Annotated in this window: 6 protein-coding genes; all 6 read right to left on the bottom strand. The window is 70.3% G+C overall.

What is annotated here, in order from left to right:
* The coding region (locus GM672_RS24070) for a hypothetical protein (RefSeq protein WP_155473066.1) at nucleotides 1–198 on the bottom strand (198 nt) is incomplete at its 3' end.
* Nucleotides 195–461, bottom strand: a complete 267-nt coding sequence (locus tag GM672_RS24065; protein ID WP_155473065.1) for a phosphopantetheine-binding protein — start codon at nucleotides 459–461, stop codon at nucleotides 195–197. The genes GM672_RS24070 and GM672_RS24065, both read right to left, overlap by 4 nt.
* A 32-nt stretch (nucleotides 462–493) precedes the next feature.
* Nucleotides 494–1,723: a hydroxymethylglutaryl-CoA synthase family protein gene (locus GM672_RS24060; protein WP_155473064.1), complete on the bottom strand. Its 1,230-nt coding sequence runs from the start codon at nucleotides 1,721–1,723 to the stop codon at nucleotides 494–496.
* Between the two features lie 53 nt (nucleotides 1,724–1,776).
* Entirely contained in the window at nucleotides 1,777–2,046 is a 270-nt protein-coding gene (locus GM672_RS24055) for a phosphopantetheine-binding protein (RefSeq protein WP_155473063.1), read from the bottom strand.
* Between the two features lie 11 nt (nucleotides 2,047–2,057).
* Complete coding sequence (locus GM672_RS24050; RefSeq protein WP_211517417.1) at nucleotides 2,058–3,017, bottom strand: LnmK family bifunctional acyltransferase/decarboxylase; 960 nt, start codon at nucleotides 3,015–3,017, stop codon at nucleotides 2,058–2,060.
* A 35-nt stretch (nucleotides 3,018–3,052) separates the two neighbouring features.
* Complete coding sequence (locus GM672_RS24045; protein WP_260115703.1) at nucleotides 3,053–17,647, bottom strand: SDR family NAD(P)-dependent oxidoreductase; 14,595 nt, start codon at nucleotides 17,645–17,647, stop codon at nucleotides 3,053–3,055.
* Nucleotides 17,648–17,677 lie beyond the last annotated feature (30 nt).

Raw genomic sequence — 17,677 nt, 5'->3', positions numbered from 1 at the left:
CAGCATGGGCGCCAGCGCCGCCCCGGCCGTCGCCCAGTCCAGCGCGGGCAAGGGGGCCCACCACGGCAGCCCGAGCGCGGCATCGTCGCAACGCCGGATTCCGCTCGCGCCCTCGCGCAGCGCGTCGGTCAGGCAGGCCGCACCCGCCCCGAAAGTGCTGACGGCACCAATCCCGGTAACGGCGACGGCGTCCGTCACCGGGCCTCCATGAAGCGGCACAGCACCGCGACGAATCCCTGGATGTCCTCGACGCCGGCCAGTTCGCGTATCGGCAGGTCCAGCGCCAGGTCGTCCAGGGTTTTCCAGACGATGTCGGTGCGGTCGATACTGTTGCAGCCATAGTCGGCCAGCCGGCCGTCCAGCTTGACCTGGCTGGCCTCGATACCCGGCATCAGCCCGGCCACATTGGCCGCCAGCGTGGCGAGAACGCGTTCCTGCAGTGGAGTGCTTGCTGCGAGCATGTCATGTCCTTTTTGTTGTGGGGTGATGGCCGTCAGATCCATTCGTACTGCCGGTAATAGTCGTCGATACGCACCAGTGCCAGCATGCGGCCGCGTTCGCGCGGCAGGAAGGCTTCCCACGCGCGCAGGTCGATGGTGCGGCTTTGCACCGGAGCGATCGCGTCCAGGGTCGCGTCCAGGTGGGCTTCGTACTGCTCGAACGACAGCAGCCGGCGCCGGTCCAGCGCGGCGCCGATCTGGAAGGGCCGCAGCGCCGCGCGCGAGCGCGCGTCGATGACGCCGCTGAAGAACTCGGACGAACATCCGGAACCGTAGGAGAACAGTCCCACGCGGACCGGATCGTCGCCCTCGCGCTGTTCGATCAGGCTGGCCAGGGCCAGGTACAGGGAGCCGGAGCACAGGTTGCCCACCACCTTCGGATACACCAGCGAAGGCGCCACACGCCGGGCGAAGTCCGCCGCCACCGCGTCCGGGTCGACCACGCCGGCCTCGTCGCGCATCATCTTGCGGTGGGCCGCCTGGACCAGGCCGGCGAACGGCGTGTGCATGCACAGATAGCCGAAGGTGCTCGTGAAATCGGCGCCCGGCACGCGCGCCCGGTAGTTGCGGAAGCTGTTCAACAGGCAGTCCAGGTAGGCGAACAGCGAGCGGTCGACGTCGGCGATATCGGCATGCGGCGTGGGCCGGGCCGAATCCATTGTCTCGAAGCTGTGGATACCGAAGGCGCCGCGGTCGATGCGCAGCACTTCGGCGTCCTCGCCCAGCAGCATTGCCGCCGCGCCGAAGCCGGTGGACGGTTCGGCGTAGCCGGCGCGGCCGTCCACCAGCGAGATGTCCGTCGCGATGACGAGCACCTTGCTGCCCGGCGACACCCCCGAATGCAGGTAGCCGATGGCCATCTGCAGTGCCGCCGTGGCCGCATAGCACGCCTGCTTCACTTCCAGGAAGCGGCACTGCGGGCCGAGGCCGAGGTATTTGTGCACATACGAGGCGATCGACTTGCTGTAGTCGATGCCCGATTCGGTCGAGACGATCACCATTTCGATCCGGTCGGCGTCCGCGCCCAGCATGTCGACGATGGGCTTGGCCGCATGGACGGCATTGGTAACGGGATCTTCGAAGCCGAGTCCCAGCGAACGGCGCTGCTGCTGGATATTCTGGATGCGGGACGGGTTCAGGTCGCGCCCGCGGAACAGCTCCATGCTGTCGATGGCGGCAACCCCCGCGTACACATTGAGTTTTTCGATACCGATATTGCTCATGCTGTCCTTTCCTTGCGCCTGCGCGCGTTATTGTCCGGCTGCCGCGACGCGGGTCACGCCGCTTCCTGCCGCAGCCGCGCCAGCAGCGTCACCAGCCCGGCGATATCGGGCACGTCGCCAAACAGCGACATCGGCGCGCTCAGCCCCATGCGTTCGCGCAGCAGCATGATGATTTCGACCCGATCGACCGAGTCGGCGCCGATGTCCTTGAGGTGGCGTCCATCGTCGATCTGCGCCCGTGGCAGGGACGGCATGATCGTCGTGATGACGTCATGGACCTGGTTGCGCGTATCGGCCAGCAAGCCCTGCGCTGGAATGCTCATCGTGGTTCCTTTCAACTTAATTCGGCAATTGCCAACAACCGCCCGGTATCCCGTTCCAGGACCCGCACGGTAAACATTTCATGTGCCGCATCGCCGGCATCGACCCAGCGCTGCAGCTCGATCGACAGCGCGGCGCCCGCATCCGTATTGCCGAGGAAGACGACGCGCTGGCGGGCCAGCAGGCGCGCCAGGAACGAGCTGTCGGTGCGGCCCATCCGGCGCCACATCCGGGCCAGCGCGCTGTCGATGATGTCGAAGTAGCTGGCGAAGTACAGCAGGCCGACGCCATTCAGGTCGCGCCCCATGTCCACTTCGTAGTCCAGGGTGCACGCCTCGCGCGGCAGCACGCCGGCCGGCGTGAAGCCGCCCTGGCGACGGGCGCCGTCGTAGGCCAGGCGGGGCGAGTACTGCGCCGGCGCCTGCGGCAGGTGCTGGTGCTGGAAGCCATGCGGGGCGGCCGACTGCAGGTCGCGGTTGCCGGCCTCGCCGCGCTGGATCCAGCGGTTGAAGGTACGAACGTACAAGCAGCCGGCGTGGCGCTGCTCGTGCAGTTCCTGTGCCGTCAGCGTGGGCGGCAGGCCGCGTTCCAGCGGGGCCAGGCGGTGCAGCGTCAGGATCGATTCCGCGCCGAAGCCGTAGCAGGTCGACACCACCTGCAAGCGGTCGCCGAAGGTCGGGGTGCGCAGGTGGAAGCCGGCGTCGCCCGACAGCTCGTAGTAATAGAACGACAGGTACGTGGGCACGCCCTGCGCATCGCTGGCGCAAAAGGCATCCACCCCGCACAGGCGGCTGACGGTATCCCAGGTCCAGTCGCCGATCTGGGCCACCAGGCGGGCGTTCGGGCCGCACATGGCCGGCTTGACGACCAGCTCGCGCACGACCGTGGCGGCATCGGCCAGGCCGACGGTGTCTTCCCGCATGGGCCGGAGCGCCGGCCCGGCCGGCAGCCCCATGCTGTATTCGGATCTCATCGCGGTGCTTCCTTCCAGGTTGTGCCAGCGCGCCGTCATGGCGCCACCGGCAGCACCGGCGCGCTGCTGTCCTGCTGCAGGCACTGGCTGACGAAAAGCGCCAGCCGGCGGTTCACTTCCTCGCCCGCCGTCAGGCTGGGGAAGTGCCCGGCGTGCGCCAGCTCCACGTACTCGCTGCCGGGGATCTTGCTGTGCAGCAGGCGGCTGATGTCCGGCCGGATCACCGTATCGAGCGCGCCGTGCAGCAGCAGCGCCGGCACGCGCAGCTGCGCCGCTTCCTCGAGCAAGCTCGGATGCTGGGCGAACACGTCCAGATAGCGCAGCCCGATGCGCGGGTCCATGCTTTCGCACTCGCCCAGCAGGGCCTCATGCTGCTCGCGTGGCGTTGCCAGCACGGCACCGCCGGCCTCGAGGGCATCGAAGTCTTCGCGGGCGACGACGGCCAGGCGATTGACATCGCCCTTGCGATTGCCGACCTTGTACGAACTGCCCAGCAGAACCAGCCCGCACACCCATTCCGGGTGCGCATGGGCCAGGGCCAGTGCCGTCAGGCCGCCGAAGCTGGCACCAGCGACGACGAAGCGGCCGCCGACGCCGATGCCCTTCACCGCTGCCAGCACCAGTTGCGACAGCCCTGCGAACGACAGGTCGTCGCAGGCATCTGTCGCACCCACGCCCGGCGCATGCACGACGATCACCCGATACTGCGCCGCCAGGTGCTGCAGCTGCGGCGAGAAGAAGCCGGCGCCGATATTGAAGGGATGTAGCAGCACGATCGGCAGGCCGTTGCCGGCCTCGAAGACCTCCACCTGGCCGCCGCCATGCGCGACCAGGTGGCGCCGCGCCTGCGGCTGGCTTGCGCGCACGATTGACCAGTTCTTTCCGGTGGCGGCAGCGGAAACGCCCGCCGCCATATCCTGCGCGATATCGACCGGCAGCTGCGCCGCCGGCACGTAGGCGGCAGGGGCGCCGCCGGCCGGCGCCGGAATACGCACCAGCGCCAGCGGACCTGCCGCATGCACCAGGCCTTCGGCCAGTGCTTCGTCCAGCGCATCCAGCGCGTCCTGCTCCAGGCCGACGGGCAGCGCCAGGCGGACGCACTGCGCGTTCGCCGCCAAGCCGGCGGCCAGGTGCGGTGCCGCGCGAATGCCTGCGACTTCGTACAGCCATGCCAGCACCGTGGCGACAGGTTCGGAGCCGGCCGGGCAGAGCTGCGCGGCATCGATCAGCACGCAGTGTCCGCCCGCGGGCCGCGCCGGAATGCCGTGCTTGTCCAGCAATGCGCGCAACGCAGCCACGCCTGCCACGCGGGCCGTCACTGCCTGCTCGACCCAGGCGCGGTCGTCCAGGGCAGCGGCCAGCAGGCGGCGCCCAGCCAGCGGCACATCCTCGCCGCTGTTGCGGATGCGCTGGCGCAGCGCCCGTTCGAGCTCGGGGTCGTTGGTGGCCACCAGCCCGCCGCCGTTGACGCCGAAGTCCTTCGACAGCGACATCGTGATGGCGCTGGCGAACGCCAGCAACTCACGGGCGACCTCCCAGAACGGGCGCGCTTCCTGCTGTGCGACGAGGCAGGCGTTTTCCAGGGCGCGCGTGGCGTCCAGTACCAGCGGCACGCCGGCGGCCTTCAGCCGCGCGGCAATGCCGGCCAGGTTGGCCAGCGTCAGCGCTATGCCGCCGGTGGCATTCGGTGCCAGCTCGATGCAGCACAAGCCGATGGCGTTGCCGTGTGTGGCCAACGCCTCGTCCAGGCTGTCGAGGTCGATATCGGCGCCGTGCGGCAGCGTACGCAGCACCAGTGCCTGCAGTCCCAGCTCGGCCTGCGTGTGCGACCACGAAGGGAACAGGTGGTTCTGCAGCACCAGGCGTTTGTGACCGGCCGTGCGCAGCAGTGCCGCTTCGGCCGCGCGGCCCGACGGCGCCGCCTGCACGTAACGGAACGGCAGCGTTTTCTGGTCGGCCAGGTCGAGGCAGATTGCGTTGGCCGTCTCCGTCAGCTCGCGCACCCGCTCCGTGATGAACGGCTCGTCGCGCTCGGCCCACGAATCCGTGACGAGTTCGAAAATGCCCTGGCGCGGCGCGAGCCGCAGGGGATTCCAGTCGACCGCCCGCAGTTGCGCGCGGCGCGGCGTGTCCGACGTCGTTGCAGGCCGGGGTGCCGCCAGCGCGGCCGGCGGCGCGGCCGCGGGCGCCGTTCCGGCTGCGTCATCGCGCACGGTGACGGTGGGATTGACGATCAACAGCAATACCGACGATACGTCGGCCGCCGACGCCGCAGCGGGCTGGCACAGGTACACGGGCAGGTTCTCGGGCCGGTATTTGTTCTTGAACTGGAAGTTGCCGTCGCCGCGGAAGATGCCCGCTTCGCGCAGTTCCGTCAGCGCCCGTTCCACTTCAGGATGGGGGTTGGGCGAGTCGGCCACGACCACGCCGAGCGTGGCGCCGAAGCTGAACAGCTCGACCCCTTCCTGCGCCAAACGCTGCATGATCTGCACGATCGTGTAGTCGAGCCCACCGTCGGCCATCGCATCGCCGAAGAATTCCAGGTCGAGCAGGTAGCCGTTTTCCGACGGTATCCGGGTGACGACGATGGCCGCGACGATCTGGCCATCCACTTCCGTCACGAAGACACGGTGGCGGTCGGCCATGATGCCCTCGCCGACCTCGCGCCGGACCGTTTTAACGTAGGGGTTGACCATGTCCTTGCGGGCCGCCCACTCGTCGATCATCGCCACGATGGACTGGTCCACCGCCGCATCGCTGCCGACGCGGTACTCCCGCACGCTGGCCGCGCCGGAGCGCAGGAACCGGTTGATCTTCTTGCGCAGCCGGATGAACAGCTGGCCCTCCGGCGAGAACGAGCGCAGTCCGTACACGCGCTGCACGGTGCCGAAGGCGGTCGAACAGAACGGCACGCCTGCCACGTCGTCCAGCGGTACCATCGACAACAGGTTGGCGCGCAGGCCGCGCGACTGCGCCCACTGCATCCATTCACCCACCAGGGCCGGGAAGCGGCTCTCCTCCACGGCCGAGCTCCAGGCGAGCAGCAGTCCGCCCCGCTCCGAAAAATTGAGATAGCCGCTGCCGTCCGCGTTGACGAAGATCAGCGGTGCGATATCGCGCCCCGGCAGGCCGCCTTCCTTGGCCCAGGCCTGTTCCAGCCGGCCGACGGTTGCCGCCAGGGCCGGGTGCTGCGCCAGCTCACGCTTGACGATCACGGCCGCGCCGCTGGGCAGCAGCTCCGTGCCCACCGGCGGCCGCGCTGCGAGTGCCGCCTGCGCGTGGGAACCGCCGTCGAGCCGTTCGAAGGCGTCGGCACCGAAGGTCTGCAGCAACCACTGGGCCAGCGCCGCGGGCGTGCGGTGGTCGAACAGCGCCGTTTTCGGCAGCGGCCCGAACGCGGCCTCCAGCCGTGCGATCACGCGCAGCATGTCGAACGATGTCAGTCCCGCGTCGGCGAAGTTGCTGGCCGGCGTCAAAGCAAAGCCGGTCAACTCCCTGACCTCCGTACAGATCCGGGCCGGTGCGGCCTCCAGCACGGGCGGCACCGGATCGGCGGGCACGGGTGCCACGGCGGCAACCGGCAGGTCGGCGGGTACCGGCGATGGCCGCGCGAGCGCCGCGTCGACCAGGCTGGCCAGTCCCGCAACGCAATCGACGTTGTACAGGTCCTCGCCGACCAGGGCGATGTCATAGCGCTGGTTGACGGTGCGAACCAGCTCGATGCGGAAGATCGAATCCAGGCCCAGTTCGTCAAATCGCTGATGCACGCCGATGCGCGCCACCGGCATCAGCAGCAGGTTGGCCAATAGTTGGAGGATCTCGTCCGCCGTGTTGCTGGCGCCGACCGGCACGGACGCCGCCAGGCCGGGTGCGCCGTGGTGCGGCGCCAGTGCCGGCGCTGGCGCCGGTGCCGGTGCCGGCGCAGGTGCTGGCGCGACCGCGTCGAGACCGGCCAGGCTCACCGGTGCATAACGCTGCCGTCCAGGCGTCACGCTGGGTGCAGGCGCGGCAGCGGGCGGCAGCGCGGCCGGCAATGCCGGCACGGGCAACAAGGCGGTGAACCAGTGCTGCTCCTGCGCGAACGGTACTGCCGGCAGCGGGCAGCGCCGGCCGGCTGCTGCCGGCCACGTCACCGCGTCGCCAGCCAGCCAGGCGTCGGCCAGTGCCGATGCCTGGTCCGGTATCGTCCCGCCAGCCGTCCACAGGGCTTGCGCGCCTGCGGCCACGTCGTGCAGCGCGGCGGCCAGCTCGGCGAGGTCACGTACGGCCAGCAGGGCGCGGCAGGGCAATGCCGCCCGCCCATGCTGCAGCGTGTAGGCGACGTCCGCCAGCGGCGCCGGCGCTTGCGCCAGGCGCGCCGCCAGTGCGGCCGCCAGTTGCCGCAGCAATACCGGCGTCGGTGCCGACAGCGGCACCAGCCACGTCATCGCGGCCGGTGCGGCAGCTGCCGCTGCGCGTTGCGGAGCAGCCGCCAGGATCACATGGCAATTGGTACCGCCGAAGCCGAACGAGCTGACGCCTGCCAGCATCGGCACGCCCGCGACGGACGGCCAGTCCTGGTCGGCCGTCAGCAAGGTAAACGGGGATTCGTCCAGCCGTATATAGGGATTGACCTGCGTGAAGTGACGGTTCGCGCTGAGTTTTCGGTGTTTCAGGCTCAGCACCGTGCGCAGCAGGCCCGCCATGCCGGAAGCAGCTTCCAGGTGGCCGACCGCCGTCTTGACCGCCCCCAGCTTGGCCCAGGACTGGTCCGACGCGGCGTCGGCAGTCCCCGCGTAGGCCTGCTTCAGGCCTTCGATCTCGACCGGATCGCCCAGCCGGGTACCAGTGCCGTGGGTCTCGACGAAACCGACGTCGCGTGCGCTGGCGCCGGCATCGGCCAGCGCGCGGCGGATCACCTGCGCCTGGGCCGCCGGATTGGGCGCCGTCAGCGACGAAGTCCTGCCGCTGTGATTCACGGCGCTGCCGCGGATGAGCGCATGAATATGGTCACCCTGGGCCAGCGCTTCCGTCAGCGTTTTCAGTACCACGACGCCGACGCCTTCGCCGCGCACATAGCCATCCGCGTCCCGGTCGAAGGTGCGGCAGGCGAAGCGGGGGCTGAGCATGCCGGAGTCCTCGAACGCGCGGAACAGTCCCGGCGCGAGCAGCACGTTAACACCGCCGGCCAGCGCCGTGCCGCATTCGCCCGCACGCAAGGCCCTGACCGCGCGGTTGACGGCAACGAGCGCGCTGGAGCACGCGGTATCGACCACTTCGCTGGGCCCGCGCCAGTCGTAGATGTGCGAGACGCGGTTGGCGACGATGGAATGGGCGATGCCGGTCGCCACGTGCGGCTCCACGGCGATGCCGGCTTCGGTCAGCAAGGCATCATAGTCATTGGTCGAGACGCCCATGAAGACACCGATGTCCTGGCCTGCCCAGGCCTGTGGCGTATAGCCGGCATCCTCCACCGCCTGCTGCACGGTTTCCAGCACGAGGCGCTGTTGCGGGTCCATCAATGCCGCCTCGCGCGGCGCGATGCCGAAGCGCCCGGCATCGAAACGGGCCACGTCGGCCAGGAAGCCGGCGCGCATGCCCGCGGTGCGGGCGTCGGCCCGCAGGGCTTCCCGTTCGGGGCCCGGTGCGCCGATGAATTCACTGCCGCTGGAAAGCATGTCCCAGAACTCGTCGAGCGATCCGGCAGGACCGAAGCGGCCGGCGGCACCGACGATGGCGATCGGCTCCTGCGCCAGCGGTGCCGGGTCAGGTGCCGCGACCGCCACCGGCGCGATTGGTGCCGTTGGTGCCGTTGGTGCCGTTGGTGCCGTTGGTGCCGTTGATGCCGCCGGTGCCGCTGGTGCCGCTGGTGTTTCCGGTACCGCCGGTGCCGGCACGGCAGGCGGCACGGGGGCCGCCGCCGGTGCCATGGCCGCCACGGCCACCATGGTTGCCGCTTCACGCGCGGCGATGTGCGGCCCATGCTCGCGTTCCAGGTAGTCCGCCACGACATTGAGCGTCGGGCACTCGAACAGCACGGTGGGCAGCAGGTCCAGCGCGAACAGGCTGTTGATCTGGTTGACCATTTCCGTCAGCGAAATGGAATCGAAGCCCAGTTCCAGCAATTCGCTGTCCATGTCCACTTCGGCGGGATCGACCAGCAGGTAGCCGGCGCCGATGCCCTTGAGCTGCGCCGCGATACGGGCGCGCAGTTCGGCCGGCGACGCCGTAACGGCAGCCGTCACGGTTGCCGGCGCGGCGACGGGAACCGGCTGCACCTTCCGGGGCAGGCCGGCGCGTGCCACCAGGGCAAACGCGGGATGAACGCCCGTCAAGGCCACCGTCAGCGCCTGGAGACCGGCAGCCGTGGCCAGCGGCACCATGCCGAAACGGTCGCGGAACAGCGTCAGCGTCGCCGCGTCCACGCTCATGCCGCCGTCCTGCCACAACGGCCAGGCGACCGACACGGTGGCGCCAAAGCGGCGGCCGGCGGCGCACTCGCGGGCACGGGCCGCGCCGAAATCGATCAGGAAGCGATTCGCCGCCGCATAGTCGCTCTGGCCGGGATTACCCGTTTCGGCCGCCAGCGAGGAGCACAGCAGGAAGAAGTCCAGCGGTTGCGCTGCCGTCGCGGCGTCGAGTGCCAGCGTGCCGTCCACCTTGGGCGCGAGCACGCGCGCCATATCGTCGTCGCTCTTCTTGGCCAGCAGCGCATCGTGGCGCACGCCAGCGGCATGCAGCACGCCACGGATGGCGCCATACTGCCCGCTCACTTCCGCAACGACGGCGGCCAGCGCCGCGGTATCGGTCACGTCGACCTGGCGGTACAGCATGGTGCGGTCGCGCACGCAGCGGCTTGCCATCCAGTCCGTCAGACCGGCATCGGCGGCATGGCGACCCAGCAGGACGATCGTGGCCGGCGCCAGGCCAGCGAGGTGATCGGCAAACAGGCGGCCAAGCGCGCCGGCGCCGCCGCTGATCAGGTACACGCCACCGGGACGCGTCAACGGTGCCGCCGCGAGATCCGGTTGCAGCGTGCGCAGCCGGCGCACCAGGCGCACGCCGCCGTCCAGCAGCACCTCCTGCATGGCACCGGCGTAGGCGGACAGTTCTTCCACCACGGCCGCTGCCTGGGCAGCACCGGCCACCAGCACATGGCTGCACTGCAGCCATGGCAGTTCCATGGCCAGCGTCTGCACGGCGCCGGCCAGTGCCTGGACGACGATGTCGCCCTGCGCACCCGCCAGCACCAGCCGTACCGTGCGCTGCGTATCGGGCCGGATGCCTGCCACGATGCGGCGCAGTGTCGCCAGTTGCGTCTGCAGTTCAGCGGCGACGTCGCCACGGCCGCCGGCACAGGCCAGCAGCACCGCATCGGGCTGTGCCGCGCCCGGCGCGCCATCATCCACGTCGACCGTGACGCCCCGCTGCGCGAGCAGGGCCGACGCCCCCGCCAGCAGCGCCGGCGCGTTACCTGCCACGAGCACGCGGCGCAGCGTCAGCGTTGCGGCGGGGCGCTCTTCGCTTTCCTGGACCGCTTGCAAATACTCCACTGCGTCGGCCTTGTCGCCGCCGCCCCCATCGGGCCGCGGCGCGATGCGTACGCCGGCCGCCTGTGCCAGGACCGTGCCATCCGCGTCGCAGACCGCAACACGGTAGGTGGCCACGCCGGCTTCGCGTTCGCACACGGCCACGCATTGGGCCGGCACGACGGCGTACTGGCTGAAGCTGGCCATGCCGGCGGGTATCGCGGCCTGGCCCGGTGCCAGCAGCGCGATCAGCTGCAGCGCGCCGTCCAGCGCCACGGCCAGCCGCATCGACACTTCGGCGTGGGCCAGGTCCAGCTGCGCCACCGCGGCGTCGCTGCCGACATGGACATGCCGCACGCCGCGCAGCGTCGCGCCATAGCTGAACCCCGCCGTTTCGAACTGGGCGTACAGCGCCGCGCCATCCACCTCGCGCATGGCGGCGGTGCGCAGCGCGTCCAGCGCACGAGGCGCCGGCAGCGCCGCGGGCTGGGCCGCGGCGGCACCGGCCAGCGTCGCCGTACCGGCACACAACATGAGGCGATCGCCGTCGCGGCGCAGCGCCAGCGTATCGGGCGCCAGCGCGTCGATGTCGAGCGGTCGCAGCCAGTCGATGCGGGACAGCGCGCGTGGCAGGTCGGCCTTGTGCGAGGCGAGCAGCGTATCGAGCATGGCCGTGGCCGGCGCCAGCCGGCGCCCCTGGATGCGATGCTCGTCCGCCAACGTCGCCAGCAGGGTGAACGACGGTGCCGGTGCGGACACGAGCGCGACCGGTGCTGCCGGCAGCCAGCAGCGCTGGCGCTGCAACGGCACGCTCGGGAACGCGCAGCGCCCCGGTGCCTGCGCCCACAGCCGGGTCCAGTCGATCGCCAGGCCGGCGGTCCATGCATCGCCCAGCGCCCGTACGTCGCCGCGCTGGAGCAGGAATTCCACCAGGCCCTCGGCCAGGCCCTTGCCCGACAGCAGGGGCGCCGTCGCGCGCGCCGGGCCCTGCGCCAGGTCGCGCAGCGCGGCGATCAATTCACCCGTGGAAGCGGCCAGCAGGGCCGCCCGTACCGGCAGCGCACGGCGGCCCACCTGGCTGGTAAAGGCCAGGCGCTCCAGGTTCGCCCCGGTTTCGGCCGCAAGCCAGTCCGCCACCCGCGCGGCGTAGCGGGCCAGCTGGACCTCGCTTTGCGCGGACAACAGGAACAGCTGCGCCGTGCCCGAGGCTTGCGGCAGGGCCCGCACCGGCGCCCCCTGCAGGATCACATGGGCATTGGCGCCACCCGCGCCGAAGGAGCTGACACCGCACAGACGCGGCTGGCCCGGCACGTCCGGCCATGGCTGCAGCGACCGCACCGGCTGCACGGCGGCGCCGAAGGCGATCTTTTCGTTGTCCGTCTCCAGCCCCGCGCACGGCGCGATTTCTCCATGACGCAACTGCAGCAGGGCCTTGCTGAGCCCCGCGATGCCGGCGGCACCCTCCAGGTGACCCAGGTTGGCCTTGACGGAACTGACCAGCAGCGCTTGCGCGCGCGGCACGGCGCCGAACACCTGGTTCAGCGCGGCCACCTCGATGGGATCACCCAGCTGCGTGCCGGTACCGTGCACCTCGATCACGCCGACGGTCTCGCTGGCCACGCCCGCGCGTTGCAGCGCGGCGCGAATGGCATTGGCCTGCGCTTGCGGATTCGGCACCGTGTAGCCGCCGGTCTTGCCGCCGGCATTGACGGCGCTGCCCCGCACGATGGCGAGCACTTCGTCGCCGTCGGCCAGCGCATCGGCCAGTGGCCGCAGCAGCACGGCGCCCACGCCCTCCCCTGGAACCATGCCGTCGGCCGATGCATCGAAGGTGCGGCAAGCCAGGCCGCTGCCGACCATGTTCAGGGAACTGAGCGCGATATGATGGGCCGGATGCAGCACCAGGTTGACGCCGCCGGCGATGGCCTGGCGGCATTCGCCGCGACGCAGCGCGTCGCATGCCAGGTGCAGCGCCGTCAGCGACGACGAACACGCCGTGTCGACGGCCATGCTGGGACCATTGAAGTCGAAGGTGTACGAGATGCGGTTGGCCACCGACCAGTAAGCGCTGTGGCCCAGGCCGAACTGGCCTTGCGACCAGCCCTGCGCCGCCGCCATCTGGCCATAGGCGCCGTACATCATGCCGACGAAAACTCCCGTCTCTGCTTCATGACTGCGCTCGCCGTTATGGCCGGCCTGCTCCAGCAGGTCCCAGCAGGTTTCCAGGAACAGCCGCTCCTGCGGATCGATGGTGGCCGCCTCGCTTGGCAGGATGTTGAAGAACTGCGGATCGAACTGGTCGACGCCATCGATGAAGCCGGCCCACCGGCTGGTGGTGCGGTTCTTCTGGCGCACCGGTTCATACCACGGCCGCCAGTCCCAGCGCTCCGGCGGCACTTCCTTCAGGCAGCGCGTGCCGCTGCGCAGCTTGTCCCACAGCGCCTGCAGGTCGGGAGAGTCGGGATAGCGGCCGACGCAGGCGACGATGGCGATATCGCCGGACCCGGTGGCCGGCGCCGGAGCCGTCCGTGCAGGCGCGGCGACCGGTATCGCAGGCACCTCGTCGCTCGCGGCCGCGGCTACCCTGTCGGTCACGGCGGGGGCCGCTGGCATCGTTGCAGCCGCGGGCAAGGCCAGGCCGGTGCGTGCCAGATAGGCCGCTACCTCGGCGATGCTGAGGTGCTCATACAGCAGCGTCGATGGCAGCGCACCAAAGTCCTGGCGCAGCTGGCGCAGGATTTCCATGCCGAGCAGCGAATCGACGCCGAACGATTCGAACGTCTCATTGACGTCCAGCTCCGCGGCAGCGATCTTCAGCACGCGCGCGAACACGGCGCGCACGTGCTGCTGCAATGTGTCCCCGTGCACGGCGGTGGCGGTGGCGGTGGCCGGAGCTGGGGTGGCGGGAGCCGGGGTGGCGGGCGCTGGGGCCGCGACCGGCGCAACTGCAGGCGCCAGCAGTTGCTGAAGTGCCGCCGTCTTGTGGCGCAGCAGGTAGGCCCCCAGCTCGCGCAGCGTCAGCTGTTCGTACAGCAGCGTCGCCGGCAGCGCGCCCAGGTCGGACTTCAGGCGGCGCAGGACTTCCATCCCCAGCAGCGAGTCGACACCGAAGGCCTCGAACGTCTCGGCCTCGTCCAGTTCGCCCGCGTCGATCTTCAGTACGCCGGCAAAGATGCGCCGCAAATACTGGTCGACCGATGAACGGTCAGGCAGCGCGGCCGATGCGGCGGCTTGCTGCGTAGTTGGTGCTGCCATGTTTTCCCCGATGGTTGGTTGCTGGTCCGGCAGCGCGACGGCGGTGTCGTGCGCGACCAGGGTGAATCCATATTCGGCAAAGCGGCGCGGGTCCGCGTTCAGGACCATCGACTGCGGCAGTCGTGCGCCCAATTGACGGTACAGGCAGTCGAAACCGTCATCCGGCTCGATCGAGCCCACGCCCCGCCGCGCCATCGCGGCGCCGTAGCGGCCGCCGGCGACGTGACCGATGCTGCCCCAGTAGCCCCAGTTGACGACATACACGGGGGCACCGTAGCGGCGGCGCAGCTCGGCGCCGTAGGCATCCAGGTAAGCGCTGGCGGCGGCGTAATTGGCCTGCCCCGGCGCGTCCACCAGCGCGGCGACGGAAGAGAACAGCACGATCCGGTCCAGCGGCTCCCCTTCCAGGCAGCGGTACAGGTTGGCCAGGCCAGTCACTTTCGGCAGCAGGACGCTGTCCAGTTGCTGCGGCGTCATGTGGCCGATGGCGGCGTCGTCCAGCACCATGGCGCTGTGCACGGCCATGCTGATCGGTCCCAGCACGGCGCGGATCTCGCGCACGGCGGCGGCCAGCGCCCCTTCGTCGGCCAGGTCTGCGCTGCTGTAATGGACCTTGGCGCCGAGCGCCTCGATGGCCTGCATCTGGCGCCGCACTGCGTCGTCCACCGCGCGCCGGCCAATCCAGCCGATGCGGGCGCCGGGTCGGGCCGCCAGCCGCGAGCTCAGGGCGAAGCCCAGGCCGCCCGTGCCGCCGACGATCACGCATGTGAGACCGTCTTCCATCCGTGCCGCCTGGGTCGGTGGCATGGGGTGCAGCACCCGTTCACGCCACCGGCCATCGCGCCACGCACTCACGGATGCCGGGGGGGCACCTGCCGGCGGCGACACGGTGACCGCATCGGCGGCCAGGTCGATGACTTGCCAGTTCCAGCCCCGGCACTCCGCGGCCGCGGCCCGCGCCATGGCGGCCACGGCCGCCTGCACCGGCCGCACGCGTTCGCCGTCCGCGGCACCGAACGCACCCGCGGTCAGCAGACGCGGGGGTATGCCACGTGCCGCCAGGCGCATCGCCCCGGCGAACAACTCGCGACAATGCTGCAAGGTCTGCAGGGGCGTATCGTCCGGCAGCGACCGCGCATCGAGCAGCACGACGGCGTCGTCCGGCAGCCGGGCCAGCACCTGCAGCGCCCCAGCGTCGAGTGCAACGGGCGCGGCGGGCGCGGCGGACGTCACGGTGGCGCCGCTGCTGGCACGCCAGCCCGATACGTAGCCACGGGTTTCACCGTCGGCCACATCGACGAGGCGGAAGCCGGAAATTTCCAGCACGGCCTCGCCGGCTGCATCGCAGGCCAGCAGGTCGTAATGACCGTCGGCCACCCGGCGCGCCACGACGACACTGGCGTTCTCGATCGGACGATGGACCCGCACCGTGTCGATGCGGCGCGGCACGCGCAGGCCTGCGCCCTGCTCCAGTGCCGCGGCCACCTGCAGCACGGCGTCGATGGTCTGGATCGGGAAGCGCGCGACCTGGCCGCGGAACCAGGCCACCGCGCGCGTTCCGTCGTGGATCACCCGCTCCAGGATGCGATAGCTGGGGCCATATTCGATGCCAGCCTGGCCAAATGCGTCATACAACGCCGCGTGGCCGATCTGTCGCGTGCAGCCGGCGGCCGCCGCGGCGACATCCACATGCGGGACGGGCATCTCGGCCAACACGGGCCGGCTCAGCGCATGAGCGCAATGGGGCTGGCCATGCAGGCCCAGCTCGACACGGTAACAGCCATCGTCCTGTACCGTTCCCTCGATCAGCAGTTCGGCCGCACCGCTCACCTGGATCGGGCGCACCCATTCGATGCCGGACAGTTCGACCGACCGGCTCGACTGGGGACGCGCGCCGTAGAACACGATGGCCGCGCCGGGCAGCCAGTGCTGGCCGCGCACGCGATGATCGCCCACCCAGTTCAGGTCCAGGTCGATCGGCTCGCGGACGGTGTTATGCAGGAAAGCCGGTGCCGCTGCATGGGCCGGGCTCTTCTCGCGCTGCACTGCCGGAATCCAGTAGCGCTGGTCGCTGAACGGATACCCCGCCAGCGGCACGCGCATGCCGCCGCGGCGGGCGTAGAACGCCGTGAAATCGATGGTCTCGCCGGTGCAGAACCGCGCAGCCAGGCGCGCCAGTGCGGCTGCGTCGAGCGGCGCAGCGAAATCGTCGGCGCCGTCGACAGATGCGGCCGGCGCGGACAGCAAGCCCTCGCTGCGGCCCTGCTCCAGCGCAGCGGCCAGCACCGCGATGGCGGCGTCACTGTCCGTCGCGACCAGGGCACAGCGGCGGCGATAGGTGGCCCGGCCCAGTGCCAGCGTATAGGCCACGTCGGCCAGCGCCGCCCCCGCGCGCAGGTCGCCCAGCAGGCCGGCAAGCTGGGCGCGCAGGGCCCGTTCGGTCTTGGCCGACAGGGGCAGCAGCCAGGCCTCATCGACGATGTCGGCCTGCCGCGGAATCACGGCGGGCGCTTCGGCCAGCACGGCATGGGCATTCGTGCCCGATACGCCGAAGCTGTTGACGGCGCCAATACGGCGGCCCGTCGGCCCCGGCAGCCAGGGCCGGCGCGTATCGACCACCGCCAGCGTGCCGGCGCCCAGATCGATATTCGGATTGAGGGTGGTGAAGTGCAGGCTGGGCGGAATCTCCCGGTGTTTCAGGCTGAGGACCACCTTCAGCAGACCGGCCACGCCGCCGGCCAGCGTGGTGTGGCCAAAGTTCGATTTGATCGAGCCGATGCCGCACGGCGGCAGCGCCGGCGAGCGCTGGCGCATCAGCCCTGTCAACGCCTTGACCTCGATCGGATCGCCCAACTGGGTACCCGCGCCATGAGTCTCGATATAGGCGATATCGTCGGCGTTGACGCCGGCGCGCCGGTGCACCCGCTGCTGCAGGGCCAGCTGCGCCTCGGCCGATGGCGCCGTGATGCCGTTGGTCTTGCCATCGCCATTGATGCCCGTGGCCCGGATGACCGCGTGGATATGATCGCGGTCGGCCAGGGCGGCCGTCAGCCGCTTGACGACCACCACGCCGACCCCCTCGCCTAGCACGAAGCCGTCCGCGCCGGCGTCGAAGGCGGCGCAACGGCCGTGCGGCGACAGCATGCCCGACTTGCCATTCCAGATATGCATCTGCGGCGTCAGCATCAGTGCCACGCCGCCCGCCAGCGCCATTTCGCAGTCGCCTGCGCGTACCGCCTGGCATGCCAGGTGCAAGGCCACGAGCGACGACGAGCAGGCCGTGTCCAATGCCACCGTCGGCCCCTGCATATTGAGGAAGTACGCCAGGCGGGCAGCGAGGACCGACCCCGAATTGCCCAGGAAGACCTGGCCCGAGTCGGCGGCGCCGGCTTCGCGCAGCATCTGCAGATAGTCGCCGGTCGCGGTGCCGACGAAGATGCCGCAATCGACGCGCCGGTCCGGGCCGACCGCGTAGCCGGCATGCTCCAGCGCGCGCCATGCCTGTTCCAGGAAGACGCGCTGCTGGGGGTCCATCAGTTCGGCTTCACGGGGCGATATGCCGAAAAACGCAGCATCGAAACGGTCGACGTCGTCCACCGCGCCGACACGGGTGCTGCTGGTCTTGCCCGGCGCTTCCGGGTCCGGGTCGTAGAACTGGGCGGCATTCCAGCGGGCCTCGGGAACTTCGCCGACGCAGAATTTGCCGTTGATAAGGTTCTGCCAGAATTCGTCCAGGTCGCGCGAACCCGGGTAGCGGGCGGACATGCCGATAATGGCTACATCGCCGTGGTCGGCGGGTGCCGTGGCCTGGGCCGTGGCCGGGGCCGGCGTCGGCTGTGGTGGCACAACGGCAGCCGGCGGCGCCATTTCGGCCGGCGCGGAGACGGCGGCCGCCAG

This window comes from Pseudoduganella buxea, assembly GCF_009720835.1.
Classification (GTDB): domain Bacteria; phylum Pseudomonadota; class Gammaproteobacteria; order Burkholderiales; family Burkholderiaceae_D; genus Rugamonas; species Rugamonas buxea.
This window is presented reverse-complemented; position numbering and strand designations above follow the sequence as displayed.